Consider the following 24630-nt stretch of genomic DNA (forward strand, 5'->3'; position numbering starts at 1 on the left):
CCCTCCCGCTCCCACCTGCGAACGGTGGAAGGGGAACGGCCGATACGCTCCGCGAACTCGCTGATCCGGTACATGCTGACCATCATACGTAACTCTGGACAGCAGTAGGCAGGAATCAGGCACTAGATGTCATACTCCTTCTGGAAGCGGAGAACCGCGTTGTAGGTGATGCTTCCGAAGATGTCGTCCACCTGTCCGGCGCTGAGGAATCCGCGGTGGTAGAGCTGGCACTGCGCCTCGATCACCCTGTTTCCGGTGTCACCGGATTCGGTGATGGCCGTGCCGCTGTAGTACGTCCTGGAGCAACTGTAGGACTGCACGGCGGCGGAACTCGCCGAGGTGGCACCGGCAGCCATGGCCGAATCGGCGATGACGATCGACATGCTGGTCAGGGCGACCGCCGCGGCCGAGGCGACGACAGCCTTGGGTATGGACATCCGTCAGTACCTTTCGTCGGGTGAAGTACGCGGGCGACTCCACGGCTTCGGTGACCCGTGGTCGTCATCACTGTTGTCGGGTGGCGTGGTGCTTCACCAGCCGGGATGAACAACCGGAGACGTCCCGGGACCTCCCAGGACCTCCCGGATACTTGATGTCCGGATCTGGCGCCTGGAAGTGGGACAGTAGCGGCGAAAGCGCTCCACGATCAGCCGGACGGGAGGAGACTCACTCCGGGCTCCGGGCTCCGGGCTCCGGGCTCCGGGCTCCGGGACCCATGGGTCGGGGTCGGGGCCGGGCCCGAGGGCGGGTGCTGCGGAGGGGGAGCGTAGTGAGATGGCGAGCACTGCCCCCGTCACTCGACGCGAACGGGCGGCGGTTCGTAGGACAACTGCGACTGTTGAAGGACCGCAGCGGCCTCAGCCTGGTTTCCCTCCAGACGAAGACTCCCTTCAGCGGTTCATCGTGGGAGCGCTACCTCAATGGCAAGGTCCTGCCTCCCGAGACGGCCGTCGAAGCCATCGCCAGGATCGCCGGCGAGGATGCCGCACCTTTGCTCGAGTTGCGGGACGCCGCCGAAAGGACCTGGAACACCGCCTCGGACGCCTGTTCCACGGCCGGAGGCGATACGGCGCACGATACGCCGGAAGCCGAGGCGCCACGGATTCGCGTCGTGGCGTTGGCCGTGGCCGCGGGCGGGCTTCTGCTCTCCGCGGTCGTTTCCGTACTGCTGGTCATGGACGCTCAGCATCCGAAGGCCGGGGGCGGACAAGGGGCCGCTGCCAAGGTCGGGAAGTACACCTGCGCCTACACCCGGCGTGCCGACCTGCTGTTCGCCGGGAACAGCGCGGCCATGTCCCATCGGGTCATGCTCAACAGCACGGGCCCCGAGGTGGCCGAGGTGCAGTGTCTCCTGCTGCGCCACAAGCTGTCCCCGGGAGACATCGACGGATACTTCGGACCGCGTACGGAAACGCAGGTCAAACGGCTCCAGCGGCAGGACCATGTCCCCACGGACGGCGTCGTGGGGGAGCAGACGTGGGCGCTTTTGCGCCACGTGGAGTGAATACCCGGTCGTGACAAGGAAGGGCTCGGCGCGTGGAGAACTCGCGGAGGACATCCCGCTGGCGCGAACTGCCCCTGACCCTGCCTCCCGAATGCGCGAAGTTGGTCACCGATCTGCGGGAGTTGAAGGCCCGCAGCGGCCTGAACTTGGCGGAGTTGGCGGAAGCCACGGCCATCAGCAAGTCGTCCTGGGAGCGGTATCTCAACGGGAAGCAGTTCCCACCGCGCCACGCGGTCGCAGCCCTGTGCCGGGTGGTGGGGGAGGCCGAGGTGGGGGAGGCCGAGGTGGGGGAGGCCGAGGTGGGGGAGGCCGGCTCCGGAATCCTGGCCGGGTGGGCTGTGGCGGATGCGGCCTGGAGCGGCCGCGAGCACGGCATCGCGGCCGACCACCTCCGCTCGAACCCCACCGCCGACCGTTCCGCTTCGGCCAGGCCCGACGACCCGGACCCGTGCCGGCACCAGCACCAGCACCAGCACCAGCACCAGCACCAGCACCCCGGGCCGTTGCACCGGGCGCTCCTCGCGGCGTCCGCCTTCATCACCAGACGGCCTCGAACCGCCACGGTCGGCGTGCTGCTCGCATGTGCGGCAATGATCACGCCCGCCGCCATCTACCACATGTCGCACAGTGCCACCCGTGCGTCACGCGCCCGCCCGCCCGTCTGCCGACTGGGGTCCTGCGAAGGCCGCAACCCTCGCACCACGGCCTGTGAGGACCCCATCACCGTGGCATCGCATACGGCCGATGACGGCACCCGACTCGAAATACGCCTCAGCCCGAGCTGTCAGGCGGGCTGGATCCGTACCCGGCCCACGCACATGGGCTTCCGCATCGAGATCACCGGACCGGGAGGGCACCGCCAGAGTGCTGTGGTGACCACCTTGCCGTCGGACCAGGGCCCGGTCACCACCGCCATGGTCGCCGCGGCTCATCCCTCGCGCCTTCGTGCCTGCTATTACCCGTCGGCTCAGCAACCCGGCAGGGAATGCTTCAACGGCGCCGCTGCCCCAAGGTGAGGGGCGCGGCGGCGTGGCCCACCACCGTGGCCCGGGACCCGGGTCCGTGGATCCGCCCCTTGCGGTACTCGCCGGGAGAGATTCCATAGGTCTTCTTGAAGACCCTGCCGAATACCGCGTCATCCTGAAATCCCCATCGGGCGCGGATCTCTCCGACCGTCCGGCGGGCATGGGACGCGTCCGCCAGATCGGCGCGGCAACGCTCCAACCGCTCTTGGCGGATGAACCCACGGACCGTTCGCTGATCCTGCTGGAAGAGATGTTGCAGGTACCGCAGGGAGATGTGATGCTCGGCAGCGATCAGCGCGGGAGACAGCCGCGGCTCGTTCAGATGCTGAATGACAAACCTCTTGATCTCCTTGATGAGTTCCGTCTTCGGCGAGGGGGAAATCACCTCCCGCCGCTCCAACATGCTGGTGAGAAACATTGCCGAGAGGTCGATGACGGCTGATCCGAGGCGCCCGACCGGCGCCGATTCCAGCATCGCGCACTGGTCGGCGACTCCTTCCAGGAACCGGGCCAGAACCACCCCGGGCCCGTTCCGCAGCGGCACCGGCCCCCGCGTCAGATTTCGCGACGCACACGGGGGAATGGGGACGGCACTGCGAGGTAATTGCACGACTACCGCCTGTTCCGGCTTCTCGTGGTCGAGCAGCGACAGATCGAGCGGCTGGGTCTCCTCCCGCAGAACAAAAGCGGTGGCCGCCTGATGAGTTCCTGCTCGCCTCTGGAGCGGCGACGGCTCCTGATGGAACGAGAGCACGATGAGCCAGTTGCCCGGGTTGGGGTGGAGGGACGTACGGTATTCCCTTTCCCGTGCCGGCGCGAGGGGCTTCAATACCGAAATACGCACCTGGCCAAGGTCCAGCACCCTTGTGCCGCTTGTGCCGCGGGAATCCACACAGGTGTCGTACGTTTTCACAACCGTAAGTGCCTTTCGTGCAAGCGAGGGACTTCAGACTTCGCCGGGGCCGCGAGCCCGCTCGCCGCGTGGGCTCACACATTCGCCACCCGTGCGAAGCGCTTCCCTCTACACTCTTGACACCTCGGGCCGGCTCAGGAAGGGATCAGGCGTCCCATGGGACGTCCTGAGACGCCACCCACTCCGGGTCTCGCCACAAGACAGGACATACGGGGGGAAATGGCATGGGGGCGGCGAACTCCGACGCGGCGAGGGGGGTGCCTCATGAAGGCACGCTTGCGCTGGCTTCCCCGGCCGGACGGCAACTGGCGGCCGAACTGCGGCGCATCAAACAGACGTCGGGGCTGAGCTTCGCCCGGCTGGAAAGCCGGACCCACTACAGCAAGGCGTCGCTCGAGCGTTACATCAACGGAAAGCTGTTTCCCGGGCGCGACGCGGTCGCGGAGATCGCGCAGGCGTGCGGCGCCGACCCCGGGCCGCTGCTGAAATTCTGGGACGATGCCCTGAAAACGGCCATGGAGACGCGGGAAGCCGCCCCACCTCGCGAGACCCCGACGGATGCGGAACCATCGGTGCCCGCCGATGAATCAACTCATCGGCCGCGCGGGCCGTTCCGCAACCGGCGAAAGGTGATTCTGCTCGCCGGGCTGGGAATGGCCATTGCGCTGTCCGCGTTCCTGGTCCGTCCATGGTTCGGCCGGACATCCGCTCCCAAGCCCCCGACGTCCGGTTGCCGCGACTACTACGTGGACATCCATGTGTACACCAGGGGGAAAGTCTGCTGGCAATCGGCCAGTGCCACGGTGAACGGGTATGTGGAGAACCCGGACAGCGCGGGGAAGGCCACGGCCCAGCTCTGTGTCTCCAATCATCCGGATGTCTGCTCGCAGATCATCGATCTCGCCTCCGCGGCGCCGGGCAAGGGCGCGCGTTACCACCGGACGGTCCACCTTCCCGCCGGCCACGGTGTGTGGGTCCGTGCCTGTGCGAAGGATCTCTGTACGCAATGGGACTAGGGCCCTTCTGACGGATCTCCGCGGCGTCAGAAGGACCCTGGCGGCACACCTCCTCAGCCGCCTCGAAGGGCCGGCCAGGTGTCCTCACCCACAATGCCGTCGACGTGCAGATGATGAGCCTGCTGGAATTTCCTGACCGCCAGTCGCGTGTCGTCCCCGAAATCCCCATCGACGCCGTACGGGCCGATGTTGTATCCGCGGGCCTTCAGAATGCACTGCACCTCACGAACGCGATCCCCCTTGTCGCGGTACTTCGTGAGGGCGGTCCCCGAGTAGTAGCGGCATGAGGTCCATGGCCGTGGCTTCGGGGCGTTGTGCGACGGCTTCGGCGTGTGGGTGATGACCTTGGTCGGCTGGGACTTCGGCCGCGGCTTCGGCTCACCGGCCGCGTGGGTGGGCGCCGTATCCCCTCCGCTGCCGCCGGGCGGGTCCACGGACGGGGCCGCGGCAGGAGGCGTCTGTGCTCGCGGAGTCGATGTGCTCGGCACCGGATGTCTCTTCGCCCGGTGCGTCGGGGCGGGCGTATGCGAGACGGTGGGCGACGCCGCATGGACGCCGGCGCGTGAACCCTTCGAGTGCGCCTCCTGCGACGCCCCGTTCCCGGGGACGATGAAGGCGACCACGACCGCGACCGCCGCCACCACGGCCGCGACCGCTCCCAGCACCATCGCCCGCCGCCTCTTCCTCGGACCGGTCTGTTTGACCGTACGCTGAGGAGCGCCGCGCCGGAGGACCGTCAACTGGTCCATGGGCGACACGGCGGCCGACCGGCCGCTCCACCCCGCGCGCGTCGCGATCAACTCAGCGACTGGATCCGGCCATTCTGCGGCCGGATCACGGTCGCGGGCGATCTCGGCCACTCGCTCCGGTGAGGGCCGGGCGGCAGGGTCCTTGTCCAGGCAATGGCGAATGAGTTCGGCGAGCTTCGGGGCGCTCTCCGCCACCCGGTCGACGACGTCCGTGCTCGGCGGATCGTAGATCACCCGGTGGATGACGCCCCCGGTCGATCCTTCGCCGAACGGCGCCTGGCCGGTGGCCGCGAGTGCCAGGACCGAGCCGAGCGAGAAGACATCCGACGCGGAGTCCACGGCCCGGCCGCCCGCCTGCTCGGGTGACATATACGCCGGGGTGCCGACGTGTTGGCCGGTCGTGGTGAGCGCGCTGGCATCGGCGGTGTGGACCACCCCGAAGTCGATGACCCGCGCGCCGTCCGTGCCCAGCAGGACGTTGGACGGCTTGAGATCGCGGTGAACGATCCCGGCGGCGGCGATGGTGGCGAGCGCCTGCCCGATCTCGGCCGCCAGCTTCCACACGACGGGCGCGGTCAGCGGGCCATGGCGGCGCACCGCCTCGTCCAGGCTGAGGCCCGGGACGTACGCGGTCGCCATCCACAGATGCTCGTCCTCGTCGAACCCGGACCCGAGCAACTCGGCGGTGTACCGGCCGTGGACCCGCCGCACGGCTTCGACCTCGCGATCGAACCGGCGGCGGAACCGGGCGTCCTCGGCGTACTCCGGCCGGATCACCTTGACGGCCACCAGCTCCCGGGCCGTGTACGCGGCCGACTGCGACTCATCCGCGGCCACGGCCCGCCCGAGGAAGAGCCGCCCCATCCCCCCACCGCCCAGCCGGGCCAGCACCCGGTAGGGCCCGATCGTCACCGGGTCCGCCCGGCGCAGCGGCTCGGCACCGAGCCGTTGGAGATCGGCGGGGGTCAGCTCTCCGGTCCAGGGGTGGGCCGGGTCGGTCTCAGGCATGGGAGTTTCCTTATGGAGTTCCTGCTGTGACGCCCTCGGGCCATGTTCAGTGGTGCTTGCCGCCGGCCTCGGAGATGTTCTTCAGGACCGTGTCGAACTTCCGCTGGAACTCGTCCAGAGACTGCCTGATCTTGTTCAGGTCCGCCTGGGCGCTGCTCCAGGAGGACCTGAACTGCGAGGCGTACGGGCCGCTCCAGTGGCTCGGGTCGCTCAGGACGTTCCCGGCGGCGGAGAGATGGGTGATGGACTGCTGGAAGCCGCCGTGAATGATGTTGAGGAATTTGGTGCTTGCGGCGTGTGCGGCGCTGTCGACTGAGATCTTGTCATCGGACATGGTGTTTCTCCTGTTTTCGACTCGGTCCCGGAGGCTTTTGATGAGCCCGGCCGGGGCTTACGGCTAATTGGGCGGGGTCTTGGCTCCGGAGGTTTCCCTGAGGGTGAATTTGTCCATCAGGTCCTCAATGGTGGGGAGAATTTTTTCCTTGGAATTCGGCTTGCTTGCGTAGTATTGCTCTGGATTCTCAAGGACCGTGGTGAGGGTTTGGCTGTTGATCTCGGGGTCGCCGGTGAACTCGACCTTGCGGCCGTCCTGGTGGTGGACGAGACCCCGTGAGATGAGCGTGCTGACGGAAAGCGTGAGTCCTCCCACCGCGATCCTGTCGTTGATCAAGGAGGTGTTCTCATACCGTCCCGTGGGCAGCAGCTTGTTGAGCACATGATCCAAGGGGTTGTGCTTGGACACCAGGCGCTTGGCGGCCATCATGGCGGCCTTGTAGGCGACAGTCGCCACGAGCCCTTCCGGTGAAGCCGGCCCCACCACCTTGAAAAGCACCTGGATGAAGACTTTGTCGACCACGAGCTTTATCAGTGAGTTCTTCGCGTTGAGGTCGACTTTCTCGATCGCCGCCATGAATGGCCGGAGTTCCTGGCCGGCCAGTCCCCCGAGCCCTATGGCCCACTGGCGAAGGTCATTCGCGTCGAGTTTCTCCGGCGGTGTGATGCTGTGTCGCACGCCTGCCGAGTAGAAGAGGGTCAGCCCGGGCAGCAGTTGGTTCAGGTCGGTTTTGTGCAGTGCCGGTGCATCAGGTGCGAAGAGCGCCTGGGAGACCTTCCCCATCAGGGCGTGGGCCTGCGGTTGGCCACCGATGTTCTCCATCGCCGTCGTGAGTACGCCGAGAAGGGTGCTTCGCAGCGGGGGGTTGAGCGAAGCCTCGCCATGGATCAGATGCCTGATCTGCCCAGCGGTCAGGGAGTTGGCGAAGTTCACGGACGCCGTCGGGTTGCTCGCGAGCGCATTGAGCAAGGCGATCTGCCGCTCGGCGGTCATGTGGTAGTGCTCCGGCGAGTTGTCTCTGCCGGCGAGTCGGCTGAGCGCTTCGACGACATGTGCGGTCGTCGCCTCGCTCAGCAGGCCGCTGGCGTAAGCGCTCACAAACGGTTGAGTGTCGGTCGACTGTCCCAGAAACTCCTCGAGTTTTCGCGCTTCCAGCGCATTGAAGAAGCCTGCACAGAAATAGGGATCGTCGGCATTCTTGGCCAGCTCGCGTTGGCGTTCTTTGGTGTTCATCGAGCTGCGGGCAAGTGCGGCTCCCGCGTTGATCTGCCCCTGATGTGCGGCCTCTTTCTGTAGTTGCTTGAAAGCCTTGTCGATGGCCTTGTCGTTGGAGAAGATCGGCTGGTTCCGCCCCCGTACGAGAACGCCTCCGGCCCGCAGGAACGCCAGGCCGACGGTCTTCACGTCCCGGTCGGTGTAGTACGCGGCCGCCACTTGCCTGGCGACGTTCGCGTCAATGGCCCCCGAAGAGCAGGGCCCGCCGCCGTTCTCATAGGCCAGAAGAGCGGGCGTCAGCACCCTGCGCACCCAGGTTTGAAGCTGCTCGGCACCTTGGGTGCAGGTATCGGAATACCTCGAGAGGTTCTCCGGAATCGCGGAGACTCTGTTCATGTCGCCTTCACACCTAATGCTTGTTCTTCTCGGCCTTTTCGGCGGCGTGCGCCGCTGCGGTCGCGTTGGCCACTTGAGCCTGGAGTTTGATGGCCGCTTCCTTGAGCGCGCCGAGCGCTGTCTGCTGGCCCCCGAAGTCGGATTGGAAACCATCGCGCCGCTCGCCCTGCCAGTTTTCGCTGTGGCGGCCACCGAGGAGAGCCTTGCACTGGCCCTCACGGAGCTGAATGAACGATTCGAGTCTGCCGACGAGCTGGAACAACTGCTGACTGAGCCGATCAGCGGCGGCGAAATCGTATTTCGGTGGCATCAGTCAGTTCCCCCCCGTGCGGCTCACCTGAGGATTCTCCGGCCCCGGGCCTGCCCATGTCATTGACCCGGGGCGCACAGCCCCTGTGCACTTCACGCAATGCGTCATATGCCGGTGACCATCCGTCAGTTCGCCACCTGCACACCCGACGCCACCCCGTCCACCACCAAGTACCCCCGCCCCGGCAGCGGCGCCATGCGGTCGTGGCGGGGGAGTTCGGTGCCCAGCAGGTCGCCGTCGAGGTCGTGGTCGGGGGCGAGGAGGAGGCCGCAGCGGCTGTCGCGGGCGCGTTGGGTCCAGTGGCCGTAGGAGCGGCGAAGGGCGTCGGCGCGGCCCGCGGCGATCAGATGATGGCCGGTGGCCGGGAAGGACAGCCACGATTCCAGGAAGCCGCGCTCGTCCTCCACCGTGTCGGCGTCGTCGGCCAGCAGGAGGGCCGGCTGGTCCAGGGGCAGCGTGGCGAGGGCCTGTTCGAGCTCGTCGTACGTGGTGGCCAGGGCGGCCAGACCGGATAGGTCCCGCAGCGGGGAGCGGCGCGGGGCGAAGCCGACGACCGTGGTCGGGGCGTCGGCGGAGGACGTCACGAGCCGGGCGATGGTGCACAGGGCCGTGCTGCGGCCGGACCGCTGCGGCCCGGCGACCAGGGCGTGTTCGCGCTCGTACAGCCGCAGTCCGGCGCACCCGAGGGTGTCGGAGTCCAGGCCGACGGGGAGCCACCAGGGGTCCGTGGCGGTCCGGGGCGGCTTCGCGAGGGCGGTGGCGGGGACGTCGGTGGGCAGCAGACCGATCTCCGGGGCGCTGCGCCGGGCGCCGGTCCACCGGGCGGAGGTCTCCGCTACGGCCGCCGCCAGGTCCTCGCCCGGCCAGCCGATCTGGATCACCTGCCGGTTGGCGGCCACGATCGCCCGGCCCGGCACATACGTGGGGACCGCGTTGCGCGGCACGTCGAAGTATCCGTACTCGCCGGGGTCGGCCAGCCGCATCAGCAGCTTGGTCTGGGTCAGGGCGGACCAGGCCGACGGCACCGCCCCCGACCGGTCGGCGCTGACCGCGAACCTGATGCCGACCGCCGGGCCGTCGGCGTAGACGCGGGCCAGCTCGTCGATGAGGTTCATTCCGGCGATGTCCTTGTCGAAGTCCGACAGCAGTGCGCCGAGGTTGTCCAGCAGCACCAGCCACTGCGGGAAGTCCCCCGGCCCATGTGCCTTGCGCGTGTCCAGCTCCCGCCGCAGCAGCTTGATCAGCCGGATCTGCCGCTCGCGCTCGGCGGACCCGATATGGGCGCCGGTGTGCGGAAGCGCGGCCAGCGGGGCCAGGTCGCCCGCGCCGAGGTCGAGGGCGAAGATGTGGTGCCGGTCGGGCGGGCAGGAGCCGGCGACGGCCAGGGCGAGCGCGGCCAGGGCGGTGGAGGTGCCCGCGCCGCCGCCCCCGTAGAGCACGACGTTTCCGGCGGCCGGGTCCCATCCGACCGCGTACTGCCGCTGCCGGTCGGGGTCGTCGGCGAGCGCCCAGGAGGGCAGGCCGGCGGCCTCGGTGTGCAGGCCCTGTTCGGCGACCGCGGGGAGGTCCGCGCGGTGCAGGACATCGGGCAGCGGATCGGGCCAGGGCCGCCGCGGCGGGGCGAATCCGGACAGGTCGGCGGCCTTCCGCGCGGCCGTGACCAGCCGTCGCAGATCGGTCTCGCCCTCGTCGCCGTCGTCGGCCGCGGTCAGTACCGGCATGCCCAGGATGAACGGTGCGATGGTCACCGGGGCGGTCACCGCCGCCTGCGGGGTGACCCCGCTGGACAGCGCGGTCTGCACCGGCAGCACCTCGCGCGCGCTGAGCCGGTAGTAGGCGCGTCCCCATTGGCGGGTGCCGATTCCGGCCGCCGCCGGACTGTCGACGACGTCCTGCGAGTCCTCACCGCTCTCCAGACGCAGCGCGATACGGAGCTTGACGTTGTTCTTGATGGCGTCGTTCACCGAACCCGCGGGCCGCTGGGTGGCCATGATCAGGTGGACGCCGAGGGTGCGTCCGCGCTGTGCGATGCTCACCAGCGAGTCGACGAAGTCCGGCAGCGCCTTGACCAGGGCGGCGAACTCGTCGATCACCACGGCGAGCCGGGGCATCGGCTCCATGTCGGTGTCATTGGCGTTCTTGACGTTCTTGGCGTCCGCGGTGTCGCGCAGCCGCTGGTAGTCGCGGATATGGCTCAGGCCCACCGCGCGCAGCAGCCGTTCGCGGTGGCGCAGCTCGGCGTCCAGACAGCGCAGGGCGCGCTCGCCGAGCTGCTCGTCGAGGTCCGTGACCAGGCCGACGATATGCGGGAGTTCGGCGCACTCGTCCAGGGCGCCACCGCCCTTGTAGTCCACCAGCGCGAAGGTCAGATGCTCCGGGTCGGCGTCGATGGCCATGCTCGCGATGAGGGTGCGCAGCAGCTCGCTCTTGCCCGATCCGGTGGTACCGGCGATCAGCGCGTGCGGACCGTCGTCGTCGAGATCCACGGTGAACAGGTCGCGTTCGCTGACCCCGAGCACGGCCCGCACCCGCAGGGCCGGGGCCCGGGTCTTCCACCGCCGGCCGACCTCGGAGCCGGAGACGGCGGCCAGGTCCAGCAGCGGCAGCAGGGAGATCCGGTCCGGCAGCCCCGCGCCCTCGACCCGCAGCTCCGGGTCCTCGAAGCGGGCCAGTGCCCTGGCGATCTCGCGCGCCTGGGCTTCGGGCATGCCGCCCAGCAGCACATCCGCGATCACCTCGGCGGAGGCCACGTCGCGTACCTGCCCACGGCCTTCCGCCGAGGCGGTGACCACCGAGGTGCACAGGGCGGGCAGCCGGGTGGTGAGCACCATGGCCCCGCAGCGCCGGGTGCGGTCGGCGAGCAGGTCCCGCAGCGGGCAGGGCCGGCCCTCCAGGAGGGTGGCGCCGTCCACGATCACCAGCAGCACCGGCCCGGTGCCGTCCTCCGTGCGCCGGGGCGCGGCGGAGTGCAGGCCGCGGGCCAGCGCGTCGGACTGCTCCGGGCCGACCGCCACCAGCCGCGACGTCCCCGACTGCGGGTCGGCGCCATGCGGCAGCCACTTCGTCCACTCCCAGTCGGCCAGCCGCGACGGGTCGGCGAACACCGCCAGGGTCACATCGGCCGGCCCACTCCCCACCAGCGCCTGGCACAGCAGGGACCGGGCGACGGCGAGGGCCGCCCGGCGGTCCCCCTCGAACCCCACCGCCTCACCGGCCGAGATCCCGACCACGGCCGGCACCTGCGGCAGCACACACCGGGCGCCCAGGATGTCCGCCGCCTCCGGGGCCGGTCCGGAGGAATCCGTGTCGAGAGACGGCGTCCAAGGCAGGTCGGCCGTGCCGACGACGGTCTTGAGGAAGTCCGGTGCGCCCGGGCGCCGCTCCCACAGGGCGGCCCCCGGCGCGGTGGCCCGGTGGACCACCTCCGCCGGATCGGGATGGGCGCCCCGGCGGGTACGGAACTCGGCGGCATGGCGCGCGGCCACGGTCCGCTCGAACTCCGCGATGCGCGCCGCGTGATCCCGCATCCCGCGCCGGAGGGTGAATCTGCCCCGCAGCCGCTCCTCCACGAAGTTCGCCAGGAACATCAGGGGGGTGAGCGCCGCGATGGCCGCGTAACGGACGTCGTGCGTGAGCGCGACGATCGCACCGGCCAGAACCAGCGGCCCCAGCATGCTGGAGATGCTGAACGGAGCCTTGTTCGCGCTCGGCGGGGGAGCGGGGACGGCGATCCGAGGCGGATCGGCCGGGCGGCCACCGCGTGGTGCGCGGTTGAACGGCAGGGTGCCGCCGGGACCGACCTCGCGGACGGCGTTGACACGCTGTACGGGTCCGAGGCGGTCGGGCGGCAGGACGCGCAGCAGCACCTCACCGCCGAGCGAGACCAGGTCGTCCGGACGCACCCGGACGCCCGGCTCGGTGATGCGCTCGCCACCGACGTCCGTGCCGTTGGCCGTGTCGAGATCGGTGACGTGCGCAGCCCCGTCGGGCGCGATCTCGAACGCCGCATGCAGTCGGGACACCCCCGTGGCCACGACCCGCACATCCGCATCGGCGCCCCGGCCGATGACCGTTCTGCCCGCCTTCAGCGGAAAGCTGCGCCCGGCCTCGAGCCCGCCGACCACCCGCAGCACGGCGGCCGCGGCGCGCGGTCCGCGGGCGAGGTCCCAGCCCGCGCGGGCCACCCGTGATCCATGGGCGAGACCGCATTCGCTCAGCCCCGTCTCCGGCGGTGCCGTCCGCCCGTCGATGCTCAGTCCGGTCGCGGGCACGTCCAAAGCGGCGGCCAAGTCGGCCAGCGTGGCGTCCGGCCGGCCGACTCGCAGCTCCATCTCCCGCTCGGATTCGCCATCGGCGTAGATGATGCGCACGGCACAGTCCCTCCACAGTGGCCCTTGTCGCAAGGGGTATGCCGAGTCTGAGGACCGTCCCTCGGGAAGTCATTGACGGCGGACGCAGAGTCTTTGACTTCCGGCGCCATGCGAACGGCCCCCACGATCCGCGATCGTGGGGGCGTTCTTCCGGGCTGCCCGCGCCGTGCTACGCGACCTCGGCGATGATCCGTTCCACCTCGGGGGAGAGGGGCTGGAAGACCTCGAAGAGGCCGATGGTGCGCAGGGCGGGGGTGAGTTCCCGCATCTGTGCGACGACGGCCGTGTGCTCGGGGGTGCCCTCGGTGAGGTCGTCCAGTCGTATGGCATTGCTGACGAACGCGGCCACCGAGCCCTTGCGGACGGTCCTCCCGTTGATCGCGGTCGAGTCGACACCCGCGGGCAGGACGTCCTCGGGGCGAACGGCGGGCTGCTGCGGCTGCGAAGGCGAGTGCGACATGGCCATCTCCTGCGTGTTGAATGAACGTGCTTTCTGCACGCATTGGACGGTACCAGGACTCCGTGTTTTTTGCACGTATCATCGAGGGGTGAGCGAAACGACACGTGACAACATGTCCGCCGCCCGCGTGGCCGCGGCCATCGGGGCGTTGACCCAGCGGGCCACCCGCGCCGGGCTCTACAGCCGGTTGACCTCCGGGGTGGAGGGCGTGGACGCCACGACCTACCCGGTGTTGTCCGGGATCGACCGCATGGGGCCCGTCACCGCCACCAAGCTCGCGGAGGTGATCGGGATGGACCGCACCGTCACCACCCGCTACGCGACCCGATTGCAGGAGGCCGGGCTGATCGACCGCCGCCCCGACCCCGCCGATGCCCGCGCCACCAGGCTGGTCCTCACCGTTGAGGGGGAGCGGGCGGTCGCGGCGCTGCGAGGGGCGCTGGAATCCTTCCTGGCCGAGGAGATGGCGACGTGGCCGCCGGGAGAGGCCGCCGCGTTCGCCATGCGCCTGGAGCTTCTGACGGAGTCCCTCGCTCAGGGTGAGGCGGACCGTTCACGCTGATGCGCGCGGGTGACGGGCCGCCGCCCGGACGTCGAGACGCGCTCCGGTCCGGTCCGCGATCTCATCGGTGGAGACGCCCGGGGCGACCTCGGCGAGAACCAGGCCGCGTTCCGTAACGTCGATCACGCCCAGGTCGGTGATGACGCGCTGCACGCACCGTTTGCCGGTGAGAGGGAGCGCGCACTCCTCGACGATCTTCGGGCTGCCGTCCTTGGCCGTGTGGTCCATCAGGACGATGACGCGCCGGGCGCCGTGGACGAGGTCCATGGCGCCGCCCATCCCCTTGATCATTTTCCCGGGGATGGTCCAGTTCGCGAGATCTCCGGTGGCCGACACCTGCATGGCACCCAGGATCGCCACGTCGATATGCCCGCCCCGGATCATGCCGAAGGAAAGGGCGGAGTCGAAGAACGAGGCTCCCGGCAGCACGCTGACGGTCTCCTTGCCCGCGTTGATCAGGTCCGGGTCCACCTGCTCAACGGTGGGATAGGGGCCCAGGCCCAGGATGCCGTTCTCGGATTGCAGCACCACATGGACACCGGTGGGCAGATGGTTGGGCACCAGGGTGGGCAGGCCGATGCCGAGGTTCACATAGGAGCCGTCAGGAAGTTCGCGGGCCGCCCTGGCCGCCATCTCGTCCCTGGTCCAGGCCATCAGTTCGCTCCTCCCGCCGTGACGATGTGCGCCGTGCGCACGGTCGTCTTCTCGATGCGCTTGTCCGCGGCCTCCGAAGCGGTGAGCGCGAGCACCGACCGCACGAACACCCCGGGAAGATGGATCGCGTCAGGGGCGAGCTCTCCCGGGTCGACGAGCTCTTCGACCTCCGCGATGGTCACTCGCCCGGCCATGGCCGCCAGGGGGTTGAAGTTCCGCGCCGACTTGTCGAAGACGAGGTTGCCGTGCCGGTCGCCCTTGGCGGCCCGTACCAGAGCGAAGTCGGTGGTGATCGACTCCTCCAGTACGTACTGGGCCCCGTCGTACTCGCGCACCTCTTTCCGTGGCGAGGCGACGGCGACATTGCCTTCGGCGTCATAGCGCCAGGGCAGTCCGCCCTCGGCGACCTGGGTTCCCACACCCGCGGGCGTGAAGAAGGCGGGTATGCCGCAACCGCCCGCGCGCAGCCGCTCGGCCAGCGTGCCCTGGGGCACCAACTCCAACTCGAGGTCGCCTGCGAGGTACTGGCGGGCGAACTCCTTGTTCTCGCCGACATACGAGCACATGGCGCGTGAGATGCGCCGTGCCTCGAGCAGTACGCCCAGCCCCCAGCCGTCGACGCCGCAGTTGTTGGACACCACGCTCAGCTCTGCCGCGCCCTGCTCCAGCAGCGCCTGGATGAGTGCGGCGGGGATACCGCAGAGGCCGAAACCGCCCACGGCCAGCGAGGCCCCGTCGTGGATCTCCGCCACGGCTTCGGCGGCGGAAGTGACGACTTTGTCCATTTTGTTCATGAACGCCCTCCGTATCGAGGTCGGGTTCGCCGGAGATGGCGAGCCGTCGACAGCGCACCGCCGTATCGCGCCGGCCGGGAAAGTGGCCGGTGGCGGCGCGGCCGGGTTCGCGGGGTCGGCGGCTCCCGCCGGATGCCCGGGAACTGCCGAGTGCCGAGGAGGGCTCGCGGCCGGCCCAGGTCCGGGATGGCGGGCGGCCAGGCGAAACCAGGAGCCCGGAGGCTCCGAAGTTAGTAAACGTTAACTCGCGGTGGACGTTAGCGGGCGCCGCCGGAGCTGTCCACCCCCGTGCTTCGGAGTCGAGGGCGGCGACGTGGAGAGACCCGGGCGACGGCGCGGGGAGACCGGGGCGGCGGACTGAGATCTCCGTATCCATAACGTGAGATCGCAACTGCGTTAGGGTGGCGGTGTGAAGTATCTGCCGGGCATTCTGAGCGAAGACCATCCGAGCCTCAGCGCCACCGAGCGCGCGTACGCCGCCATCAAGCGCCAGATCATCGAACTCGAGCTGGTGCCCGGCACTCATGTCACCAAGTCGGCCCTCGTGCACCGGGCCGGCGTCGGCACGATGCCCGTCCGGGAGGCGCTGACCCGGCTCCAGCGGGACGGTCTGGTGCAGGCGCTGCCCCGCTCGGGCTACCGCGTCCTGCCGGTCACCCTCAAGGGGACCCGCGACCTGTGCGCGTTCCGCCGGCTGCTGGAGGTGGAGGCGGCGGGGCTCGCGGCGGAGATCGGGTGCCCGGAGCGCGATCTCGCCCGGATGGAAGAGCTCCTGTCGGTCACCTACGAGACGGGCGACCCGGCCAGCCTCGACGCGTTCCTTCGCGCCAATCTCGAATTCGACGCGATCATCGCCAATCGATGCGGCAATGACATGCTCGCCCAGTCGATCATCCGGGTCTTCGACGAGTTGGAGCGAGTCCTGCGGATCACGCTGAAGTCCCTGCCCTTCTCGGAACCGGCCGCGCATCAGCGGCGGGAGATCCTCGAGGCCATCCGGGACCGCGACCCGGCCGCGGCCCGTGCGGCCATGGGCGCCAGGACGCAGGCCGCCCAGGAGCAGATCATCGACCAGTTGGTGTCCCATGCGTCGCTCGCCGAGGTCAGTATCAGCGTCACCTGATTCCGGAGGGGGCCCAGAAGGGATCCCAGTGGGCCGGATTCATCTCGCGTCCCCCGAGGGGTTGACGGATGTTCCCGAAAGTGGTGGGCTGGAACTGAGATCTTAGATACATGAATAGAGATCTCAAAGGGGGTGGAAGTTCATACTCGCACCCGCTGCCGCATCGAGATGATCAACATGAACGCCACAGCGATCTCCCGGACCGACCGGACATTCTCTCTGCCGCCCTCCGCCGCCGACGTGCCCCGGATCCGGAGCGCCCTGGTGGGCGCCCTCCGCGAATGGGGGCTCGCCGAGGGCGCCGAGCTGGTCCACACCATCGGCCTCATCGCCTCGGAGCTGGTGACCAATGCCGTCATCCACGCCGGTGTGCTCACGCCGAGCATCGTCGTCATCCTCAGGATCGGTACGGGCGGAACGCTTGAACTCGGTGTCCGCGACAACTGCCGCGACATTCCGAGGCCGCGGGCCGCCTCCCCGGAAGCCGGTCATGGCCGCGGGATGGCGATCGCCGATGCGCTGCTCGCCGAGCTCGGCGGCGGTCTGACGGCCGAACCGCATCCCGATGGCAAGACCGTCTGGGCCCGGCTGCCCGGCGCGCTCCCGTAACCCGGCCGCCGGTCCGCCCGCTGTGGCAACGCTGTGGCACCGCGGCGGCCCCGCTGTGGCCCCGCCGTGGCAACCAAGACCCGTGAAGGGAACCTGATGAAGCTGGAACGTCTGCCGGCTCTCGAACTCGCCGACCGCGCCCGGATGGCACCGCCGAGCCGGCCGGCCATGATCCCCTTCCGCGGTGTGCCGACGCTTCCCATGCCGGAGCATGTCGTGGCGGCGGCACGGACCGCCGCGGGCGAGGTGTTCCCCCGGCGCAGCCGTGGTTCCGAAGAACTCCGTCAGGCCATCGCCTCACACCTGACGGCCTCATACGGGCTCACCGTGGACCCGGAGAGCGAACTGCTGATCACGCATGGCGCCCAGCACGGGATGAGCGTGGCGCTGCGGGCTCTGCTGTCACCGGGCGACGAAGTCCTGGTACCCGCTCCGAGTTATTTCTTCGACGGCATGATCCGCCTGGCGGGAGCCCGGCCGGTGTACGTACCGTCCGACGAGAGCCGCGGCTGGGACCATGTCCCGGCGGCTGTCGAGGCCGCGATCACTCCGGCCACCCGGGCGCTGCTGATCTGCAACCCCAACAATCCGACCGGCTATGTGCCCGGCCGCGAGCGGCTGCGCGGGCTGCTGGACATCGCCGCGCGGCACGGTCTGATCGTCTTCTCCGACGAGTCCTACGAGCGCTATGTATGGGACGGGCCCGGCTATGTGCCGCAGATGCTGCTGCGCGATCACCATCCGGATCTGGTCACGGTCACCAGCCTCAGCAAGAACTACGCCTTCACCAGTTGGCGGATCGGCTATGTGCACGCCCCCGCCCATCTGCTGAAGCCGATACACCACGCCTTCGAATGGGACGCCATCAACGTCGGCGACGTGGCCCAGGCCGCGGCGCGGGCCGTCATCACCGGTCCGCAGACCTGGATCGAACAAGAGTTCGCGACCATGCGGGCCCGGCGTGACATTCTTCGGGACGGGCTGGAGAGCGCCGGTCTCGCTTCGGTGCGCCCCGACGCCGGTGTGTTCGTCTTCGTCGACTGCGCCCCTCTCGGACTCCGCGGGCGCCGGCTGGAGCGGCTGCTGATGGATCACGGTGTGACGGCCATCGCGGGCGACGCCTTCGCCGGGCCGGATACGCACATCCGCATGGTGTACGGGGGATCCGCCGCCGACCTTCAGGAGGCGGGGCGGCGGCTCGGGGAGCTGACGCGGGGGAGTGCGGGAGTCCGCGCGGCTCTCGTGGAGTAGCGAACGGAAGACGGCATGCGCGGTGCGGTGGGGTGCCGCGCCGCGCGAACAATAAAGATCCTAGATGGCCATTGATGAGATCTCAGTTCTCCCCTAGGGTCATCGCAACTGCCGGAGGGGCGGCGCGATGCAGCCCTCTAGGGGCCACCTTTCAAGGAGCCGAACGTGCCAGGACCTGCCAAGACCGACCTCGACGGAAGCTGGCGCGTCGCCGCCGACATCGGTGGGACGTTCACCGATGTCATCGCCCTGGGCCCCGGAGGCCGGGTCGTCCCCGTGAAGGTCCTCTCCACACCGCCGGACTTCGGCAGCGGCGTCCTCGGCGGCACCCAGGCCGCGCTGTCCGCGGCGAGCGTGCTCCCGAACCAGGTCACGGCGATGCTGCACGCCACCACGGTGGCCACCAACGCCATTTTGGAGATGCGCGGCGCACGTACCGCCCTGGTGACCACGCGGGGATTCCGGGACGTACTGGAACTCGGCCGGCTGCGCCGCCCGTTGCTGTACGACCTGTCCTGGCAGCGGCCGACCCCGCTCGTTCCCCGGCGCCACCGCTATGAGATCGACCAGCGCATCACCGCCGACGGCCGTCTCGAGCCCCCGGCGGACCCCGCCGAACTGGCCCGTGTGGCGGGCGAGATCCGGGCCGCGGACATCGAGGCGGTGGCGGTGTGTCTGATCAACTCCTATGCCTGCCCCGAGGAGGAGCGCCGGGTCGCCGCCGAACTGCGGGCCCTGCTCCCCGGCACCTATGTGACCGCCTCCGTCGACATCACCCCGCAGATGCAGGAGTACGAGCGCACCAGCACCGCGGTCGTCAACAGCTATGTGGGGCCCCAGGTCCATGACTATGTGACGGCGCTCGGCGAGGGCCTGCGGGAAGCGGGCGTCTCCGCACCCCTGATGATCATGCAGTCCAGCGGTGGACTCCTCGACGCACCCTCGGTGGTGGGGCGCCCGGTGCAGATCATCGAGTCGGGGCCCGCCGCCGGTGTCATCGCCGTACGGAAACTCTCCCGGCTCATGGGCCTCGACTCCGTGGTCGCCTTCGACATGGGCGGCACCACGGCCAAGGCGTCCCTCATCGAGAACGGCGAGCCGTTCGTCGCGGGCGACTACGAGGTCGGCGGGGGCATGAACATCACCCGCGGTCTGGGCAAGGGGGCGGGATACGCGCTGCGCGTGCCCTCCATCGACATCGCCGAAGTGGGCGCGGGCGGGGGCAGCGTCATCTCCACCGACGTCGCCGGATCCCTGCGGGTCGGCCCGGAGAGCGCGGGCTCCCGGCCCGGTCCCGCCTGCTACGGCAACGGAGGGACCAGCCCCACTCTGACCGACGCCAATGTGGTTCTGGGCTACCTCAGTTCGCAGGCCCTGGCCGGCGGGCGGGTGACCATCGAGCCGGACCTCGCCCGGCAGGCCATCGCCCCGGTGGCCGAGGACCTCGGCGTCGACATCCCGGCGGCCGCGCGCGGAGCCTACGAAGTCGCCGTGTCCAGCATGACCAAGGCCGTCAAGGCCGTTACCAGCGAACGCGGCCGCGATCCGCGGGAGGCGGTCATGGTGGCCTTCGGCGGCGCCGGGCCGCTCTACGGCGCGGCCATCGCCCGTGAGCTGGGCATCGAGACCGTCATCGTCCCCGTGCACACCGGGCTGTTCAGCAGTCTGGGACTTCTCGTCGCCGACACCGAACGGCAGGCGGTGCTGCCCTACCGGGCCGACCTCCAGGCGCTCGACCTGCTCGGCGCCGAGTTCGACCGTATGGCCAAGGAGGTCACCGAGGCCCTGCGGGAGGCCGACCCCTCGGCACACACCGAGGTCCAGCGGATCCTCGACATGCGCTACCGCGGTCAGCGATTCGAGCTGTCCGTCACCGTGCCGGGCGGGACGCTGGACGAGGCCCTGATGGCCTCCGCGCGGCAGCGGTTCCACGCCGAGCACCACCGCACCTACGGCCGCGCCGGCACCGACGAACTGGTGGAGATCGTCAACCTCCGCGTCCGCGGGCGGGTGCGCAATCCCGTGAGCATCGAGCGGATTCTGAGCCTCCCGCCGTCGGAGCCCGGCGCCGAAACGACCAGGGCGTGCCGATTCGACCAGAGCGAGCCGACCCCGGTGATCGCCCGCTCCGCGCTGTCGCCGGAACCCCGGCAAGGCCCCCTCGTCATCGAGGACATGGACTCCACCACCCTCGTACCGCCGGCCGCCACCGCCCACCGCGACCGCTTCAACAACATCGTCATCCGCTGGACGAACACAGCCCCGGAGGCCACCTCATGAGCCCGCGCCCGATCAGCGACGCCGCCACCTTCGAGGTCTATCGGAACGCGGTCACCGGACTCGCGGACGAAATGGCGATCACCATTCTGCGCACCGCGCACTCCCAGATCGTCGCCTCCAGCATGGACTTCTCGGCCGCGCTGTGCGACGCCTCCGGACGGGTGATCGCACAGGCCAACACCTGTCCGGTGCACCTCGGCTCCATCCCCGAGGCCATGAGCGCCGTGCTGGAGAGCTTCGGCGACTGTGTCCGCCCGGGCGATGTCTACCTTCTCAACGACCCCGACCTGGGCGGTATGCATCTGCCCGACATCTTCGCCATCGCCCCGGTGTTCACCTCCGGGCAGGAGCTGATCGGCTACTCGGTCACCGTCGTCAATCATGTCGACGTGGGCGGCTGGGCCGCGGGATCCATGGCGGTGCAGTCCACCAGCATCTTCGCGGAAGGCGTGCAGATACCGCCGTCCCGGCTGTGCGACGCGGGCACGCTCAACGAGACCTTCCTCGCGCTCATCCTGCGCAACGTACGCGAGCCCGAGCTGCTCCGTGGCGACCTGGAAGCCCAGCTCGCCGCGTGTCACGCGGGCGGGGAAGGGCTGAAGGAACTGGCCGAACGCCACGGTATCGACGGGCTGGCCGCGCTGAACGAGGAACTCCTCGACTACTCCGAGACGCTGCTGCGCGCCGCCCTCGCCGAGGCCCCCGACGGTGCCTACGCGTTCGAGGACTTCATCGACGACGACGGCATGGGTTCGCCGCCCATCCCCTTCCGCGTCACCGTCACCATCACCGGGGACCGCCTGCACCTGGACTTCACCGGGTCCTCCCCCCAGGTCGCCTCGGCGCTCAACGCCACCGAGTCCTTCACCCGGTCCGCCTCCTACGCGGCCATCCAGGGCGCCCTGGGCTCCGACATCCCGGCCAACAGCGGCTTCTACCGGCCCCTCACGTTCACGATCCCCGAGGCATCCATCCTCAGCGGCCGAAGGCCCTCGGCCCGCGGCGCCCGGGGCCTGGTCGCCTACCGCATCATCGACACCGTCCTCGGCGCGCTGGCCCCCGTCTTCCCCGACCGGGTCCCGGCCGCGGGCGACGGCGGCCCCGACTCCGTCGCCATCGGCATCACCGGGCAGGACGGAACCACCAACGTCCTGTGGGACATCCTGTGCGGGGCCTGGGGAGCCCGTCCGGACCGCGACGGTGTGGACGGCGTCAGCCCGCTCGGCGCCAACCTGGCCAACGTACCGGTGGAGGAACTCGAGCAGTCCGGCCATGTGCGCATCGACGGCTACGGCTATCTGCCCGACACCGGCGGCCCGGGCCGATGGCGCGGCGGCCTGTCGACCTTCCGCGATATGACGGTTCTCGCCCCCGACGTCTCGGTGCAGATCCGCTCCGACCGGCGCACCCATCTGCCCTACGGTCTCCAGGGAGGAGCCCAGGGCACGGCGTCGTCCAACATCCTCAACCTGGGCACCCCCGAGGAACTGGAACTCCCCGCCAAGGTCGTCCGCGATCTCGCCTCCGGCGACCGCCATCGGCATGTCACCGCCGGTGGAGGCGGCCATGGGGACCCCTTCACCCGCGACCCCGACCGTGTCCTCCAGGACGTACTCGACGGAAAAGTCACCGCTTCCGGAGCGAGCCGCGACTACGGAGTCGTCGTCACCCCCGACGGCACGATCGACACGGCGGCAACACAGCGACGGCGCGCCGCCGGGCGCCATTAGCACCGCCCCGTTCCCCGCCACGTCCCCATCCCCATCCCCATCCCCGCCCCGTCTTCACCTCCCACCCCACCTCCCACCTCACCACCCGCGGACCCCGCTCACCGAGAGGATCCCGTCATGGCCGAGGTCACCGCCGCCCTGACAAAGACAGACGATGACATGCGCCCTGTATGGCGCAAAATAGGCATCCGCATCATTCCGCTCATCGGCCTCGCCTACGTGATGAGCTATATCGACCGTGCCAATCTCGGCTATGTGGCACAGTCGCTCGGCAAAAGTCTCGGCATCACCGCCGGACAGATGGGCCTGGCCTCCGGCCTGTTCTTCATCGGCTACATTCTCGTGGAAATCCCCAGCAATATGATGCTGCGCCGATTCGGGGCGCGGAAATGGATCACCCGGATCCTTGTCTCCTGGGGCATCGTCACCATGGGAACCGCGGCCGTGCAGAGCGTCGGCCAGCTCTACATCATGAGAATCCTGCTGGGATTCGCGGAGGCCGGGCTGGCCGCCGGCATCCTGCTGTACCTGACCTTCTGGTTCCCCAGGAGACAGCGGGTCTGGGCCATGTCGGGCTTCTTCATCATGATTCCGCTGTCCGGCATCGTGGGATCGCCCCTCGCCGCGGCCATGCTGTCCTGGGGTGAACAGCTCACCGGGTACGAGGGGTGGCGGTCGTTGTTCCTCGTCGAGGGCCTTTTCACCGTTCTGGCCGGAATTCTCGTCTTCAGCTTTCTGCCGGACCGGCCCGCCGACGCCACATGGCTGACCAGCCAGGAGAAGGACGCCATCCAGCGGCAACTCGCCCTGGAAGCGGCCCAGCAGAACGCGCATGGCGCGCTCACCGGGGTGCGTCAGGCGCTTTCCAGCGCACGAGTGTGGATGCTGGCCCTCGCCTTCTTCGCCATCGTCTTCGGTCTGTACCCCATCGCCTTCTTTCTGCCGACGATGATCGCCACCCTTACCGGGAACGCCTCCGCGATCTCGGATGTCAGCAGTGTGCTGCTCGCCGCCATTCCGTCGGCGATCGCCATCGTCGCCATGCTCGCCTGGGCCAGGGTGGCGGCCCGCCGGTCCGTGGTGTTCTCCACGGCGATCCCCCTGGCCTTCGGCGTCGTGGGTCTGCTGCTGGCCACCTTCACCCACCAGGACGTCCTGTTCATCGCGGCGTTCTGTATCAGCGTCTCCGGTGTCTACACCGCCATGGCGCAATTCTGGCGACTGCCGCCGCTGTGCCTGACCGGCGCCGCCGCCGCCTCCGGTATCGCGCTGATCAACTCGGTGAGCAATGTCAGCGGATTCGTCGGCCCCTATATGACCGGCGCCATCGCTGATGCCACCGGCGACTTCAGCTACGCCCTCCTGGTCATCGCCCTCATGCTCACCGCCGGATTGGTGATCCTGCTGACGGCCGGGCGTAAGGCGGAGCGGTCGACCGCCCAGGAACCACTGTCCCAGGCCCATGAAACGGAGAAGATCGGGTGACCGGCCGTACCGACACCGCACTGATCGTGGGTGATATGCAGACAGGCATTCTGGCGAACTATCCATTCAGCCGGGCGCCCGTACCCGCCATGCGGTCCTTGGTGAGTGCCGCTCGTGCGCACGGCATCCTCGTTGTCCTCGTCCGCACGGAACTGCGGGTATCCGGCCTCGATGTCTCGGCGAACAACAGCCTGTTCACGGCGTTTCACCAGGCCGGCCCGCTGTTCCATGAGGGATCCGGGGAGACGGACATCATTCCGGAGTTGGCGCCGCAGGCGGAGGATGCCGTCATCACCAAGCGCCGCACCAGCGCGTTCGCCGGAACCGAACTCGACCTGGTGCTGCGCGCCCAGCGCATCGAAACGATCGCGCTGACCGGAGTGGCGACCAGCGCCATGGTCGCGGGAACGCTCTACGACGCCCTGGACCGCGACTTTCGGGCCACCGTCCTGAGCGACGCCTGCGCGGATGCCGAGCGGGATGTCCATGACTTCTTCATGGAGCGGATTTTCCCCGCACGAGGCGCGCGGGTGATGACAGCGGGTTCCTGGCTCGCGGAAGTTGGGTGATTTTCGATGTCCGCACCGGTTGTCCATGCGGCGACGGATGGTGATTTCACGCTCGACGACCGTTATCTGAGGGAGCGGGGGACGGTCTATCTCACCGGCATCCAGGCCCTGGTGCGTGTCCTCTTCGACCGGATCAGGCATGACCGGCGGGTGGGACGGGATACCGCGGCCTTCGTCTCGGGGTACGAGGGTTCCCCCCTGGCCGGCTTCGATCTGGAGTTGGCGCGGCGCTCCGCGTTGCTGGCCGGGCATGCCGTCTCGCATCAGCCGGGG

23 protein-coding genes are annotated in these 24630 nt (G+C 69.1%); 12 read left to right on the top strand and 11 right to left on the bottom strand.

All coding sequences use genetic code 11. The features are described from left to right. On the bottom strand, nucleotides 1-86 hold an 86-nt coding region (locus tag KN815_RS52315; RefSeq protein WP_372458478.1), incomplete at its 3' end, for a MerR family DNA-binding transcriptional regulator. Nucleotides 87-122: 36 nt separating this feature from the next. Further along, a complete protein-coding gene (locus tag KN815_RS26120; RefSeq protein WP_216344366.1) occupies nucleotides 123-437 on the bottom strand; it encodes a peptidoglycan-binding domain-containing protein in 315 nt (104 codons plus the stop codon). A gap of 278 nt (nucleotides 438-715) precedes the next feature. On the opposite strand from KN815_RS26120, the gene KN815_RS26125 reads away from it, so the two are divergent. Next, entirely contained in the window at nucleotides 716-1504 is a 789-nt protein-coding gene (locus tag KN815_RS26125) for a peptidoglycan-binding protein (protein ID WP_301184646.1), read from the top strand. Nucleotides 1505-1536: 32 nt separating this feature from the next. Next, nucleotides 1537-2520, top strand: coding sequence for a helix-turn-helix domain-containing protein (locus KN815_RS26130; protein WP_216344368.1), 984 nt, complete (start codon nucleotides 1537-1539; stop codon nucleotides 2518-2520). On the opposite strand, the gene KN815_RS26135 is transcribed toward KN815_RS26130, so the two are convergent. Then, nucleotides 2495-3442: a helix-turn-helix domain-containing protein gene (locus KN815_RS26135; RefSeq protein WP_216344369.1), complete on the bottom strand. Its 948-nt coding sequence runs from the start codon at nucleotides 3440-3442 to the stop codon at nucleotides 2495-2497. The two genes, KN815_RS26130 and KN815_RS26135, sit on opposite strands and share 26 nt — an antisense overlap. Before the next feature lie 224 nt (nucleotides 3443-3666). Here KN815_RS26135 and KN815_RS26140 point away from each other — a divergent pair, with 224 nt between their 5' ends. Further along, nucleotides 3667-4458, top strand: a complete 792-nt coding sequence (locus KN815_RS26140) for a helix-turn-helix domain-containing protein (RefSeq protein WP_216344370.1) — start codon at nucleotides 3667-3669, stop codon at nucleotides 4456-4458. A gap of 53 nt (nucleotides 4459-4511) precedes the next feature. Here KN815_RS26140 and KN815_RS26145 read toward each other — a convergent pair whose 3' ends face one another. The 6 genes from KN815_RS26145 to KN815_RS26170 form a co-directional block, all read right to left on the bottom strand. Continuing rightward, on the bottom strand, nucleotides 4512-6215 hold the full coding sequence (locus tag KN815_RS26145) for a serine/threonine-protein kinase (protein WP_216344371.1): 1704 nt from the start codon (nucleotides 6213-6215) through the stop codon (nucleotides 4512-4514). A gap of 46 nt (nucleotides 6216-6261) precedes the next feature. After that, on the bottom strand, nucleotides 6262-6549 hold the full coding sequence (locus KN815_RS26150; RefSeq protein WP_216344372.1) for a hypothetical protein: 288 nt from the start codon (nucleotides 6547-6549) through the stop codon (nucleotides 6262-6264). Nucleotides 6550-6612: 63 nt separating this feature from the next. Further along, nucleotides 6613-8160 (bottom strand): hypothetical protein, encoded by a 1548-nt coding sequence (locus tag KN815_RS26155; RefSeq protein ID WP_216344373.1) that lies wholly within the window; start codon nucleotides 8158-8160, stop codon nucleotides 6613-6615. A 13-nt stretch (nucleotides 8161-8173) separates the two neighbouring features. Further along, on the bottom strand, nucleotides 8174-8470 hold the full coding sequence (locus KN815_RS26160; protein ID WP_216344374.1) for a hypothetical protein: 297 nt from the start codon (nucleotides 8468-8470) through the stop codon (nucleotides 8174-8176). A gap of 125 nt (nucleotides 8471-8595) precedes the next feature. Continuing rightward, the gene (locus KN815_RS26165) at nucleotides 8596-12840 is read right to left on the bottom strand and encodes a type VII secretion EssC family protein (protein WP_216344375.1); all 4245 of its coding nucleotides are present in this window, start codon (nucleotides 12838-12840) and stop codon (nucleotides 8596-8598) included. Nucleotides 12841-13009: 169 nt separating this feature from the next. Then, the gene (locus tag KN815_RS26170) at nucleotides 13010-13300 is read right to left on the bottom strand and encodes a hypothetical protein (protein WP_216344376.1); all 291 of its coding nucleotides are present in this window, start codon (nucleotides 13298-13300) and stop codon (nucleotides 13010-13012) included. Between the two features lie 88 nt (nucleotides 13301-13388). On the opposite strand from KN815_RS26170, the gene KN815_RS26175 reads away from it, so the two are divergent. Then, on the top strand, nucleotides 13389-13862 hold the full coding sequence (locus KN815_RS26175; RefSeq protein ID WP_253209250.1) for a MarR family winged helix-turn-helix transcriptional regulator: 474 nt from the start codon (nucleotides 13389-13391) through the stop codon (nucleotides 13860-13862). Here the strand turns inward: KN815_RS26175 and KN815_RS26180 are convergent. Both KN815_RS26180 and KN815_RS26185 read right to left on the bottom strand, forming a co-directional pair. Then, nucleotides 13854-14516 carry a CoA transferase subunit B gene (locus KN815_RS26180; RefSeq protein ID WP_216344377.1) on the bottom strand — a complete coding sequence of 221 codons (663 nt, stop codon included), beginning with the start codon at nucleotides 14514-14516 and terminating at the stop codon, nucleotides 13854-13856. The genes KN815_RS26175 and KN815_RS26180 overlap by 9 nt on opposite strands. Then, the gene (locus KN815_RS26185) at nucleotides 14516-15301 is read right to left on the bottom strand and encodes a CoA transferase subunit A (protein WP_216344385.1); all 786 of its coding nucleotides are present in this window, start codon (nucleotides 15299-15301) and stop codon (nucleotides 14516-14518) included. The genes KN815_RS26180 and KN815_RS26185 overlap by 1 nt, the downstream gene beginning before the upstream one ends. Before the next feature lie 418 nt (nucleotides 15302-15719). Between KN815_RS26185 and KN815_RS26190 the strand changes: the two genes are divergently transcribed. The 8 genes from KN815_RS26190 to KN815_RS26225 all read left to right on the top strand — a co-directional run. After that, nucleotides 15720-16433, top strand: coding sequence for a GntR family transcriptional regulator (locus tag KN815_RS26190; RefSeq protein ID WP_216344378.1), 714 nt, complete (start codon nucleotides 15720-15722; stop codon nucleotides 16431-16433). A gap of 177 nt (nucleotides 16434-16610) precedes the next feature. Continuing rightward, nucleotides 16611-17042 (top strand): ATP-binding protein, encoded by a 432-nt coding sequence (locus KN815_RS26195; RefSeq protein ID WP_216344379.1) that lies wholly within the window; start codon nucleotides 16611-16613, stop codon nucleotides 17040-17042. 96 nt (nucleotides 17043-17138) lie between these two features. After that, nucleotides 17139-18293 (top strand): pyridoxal phosphate-dependent aminotransferase, encoded by a 1155-nt coding sequence (locus KN815_RS26200; protein ID WP_216344380.1) that lies wholly within the window; start codon nucleotides 17139-17141, stop codon nucleotides 18291-18293. A 165-nt stretch (nucleotides 18294-18458) separates the two neighbouring features. Further along, nucleotides 18459-20573, top strand: coding sequence for a hydantoinase/oxoprolinase family protein (locus tag KN815_RS26205; RefSeq protein WP_216344381.1), 2115 nt, complete (start codon nucleotides 18459-18461; stop codon nucleotides 20571-20573). Then, a complete protein-coding gene (locus tag KN815_RS26210; protein ID WP_216344382.1) occupies nucleotides 20570-22303 on the top strand; it encodes a hydantoinase B/oxoprolinase family protein in 1734 nt (577 codons plus the stop codon). Before KN815_RS26205 ends, KN815_RS26210 begins: the two co-directional genes overlap by 4 nt. Before the next feature lie 117 nt (nucleotides 22304-22420). Next, complete coding sequence (locus KN815_RS26215) at nucleotides 22421-23788, top strand: MFS transporter (RefSeq protein WP_253209251.1); 1368 nt, start codon at nucleotides 22421-22423, stop codon at nucleotides 23786-23788. Continuing rightward, the gene (locus KN815_RS26220; RefSeq protein ID WP_253209252.1) at nucleotides 23785-24357 is read left to right on the top strand and encodes a cysteine hydrolase family protein; all 573 of its coding nucleotides are present in this window, start codon (nucleotides 23785-23787) and stop codon (nucleotides 24355-24357) included. Before KN815_RS26215 ends, KN815_RS26220 begins: the two co-directional genes overlap by 4 nt. Before the next feature lie 6 nt (nucleotides 24358-24363). Continuing rightward, the coding region (locus tag KN815_RS26225) for a hypothetical protein (protein WP_216344383.1) at nucleotides 24364-24630 on the top strand (267 nt) is incomplete at its 3' end.

This window comes from Streptomyces niphimycinicus (genome assembly GCF_018883605.1).
GTDB lineage: Bacteria > Actinomycetota > Actinomycetes > Streptomycetales > Streptomycetaceae > Streptomyces > Streptomyces niphimycinicus.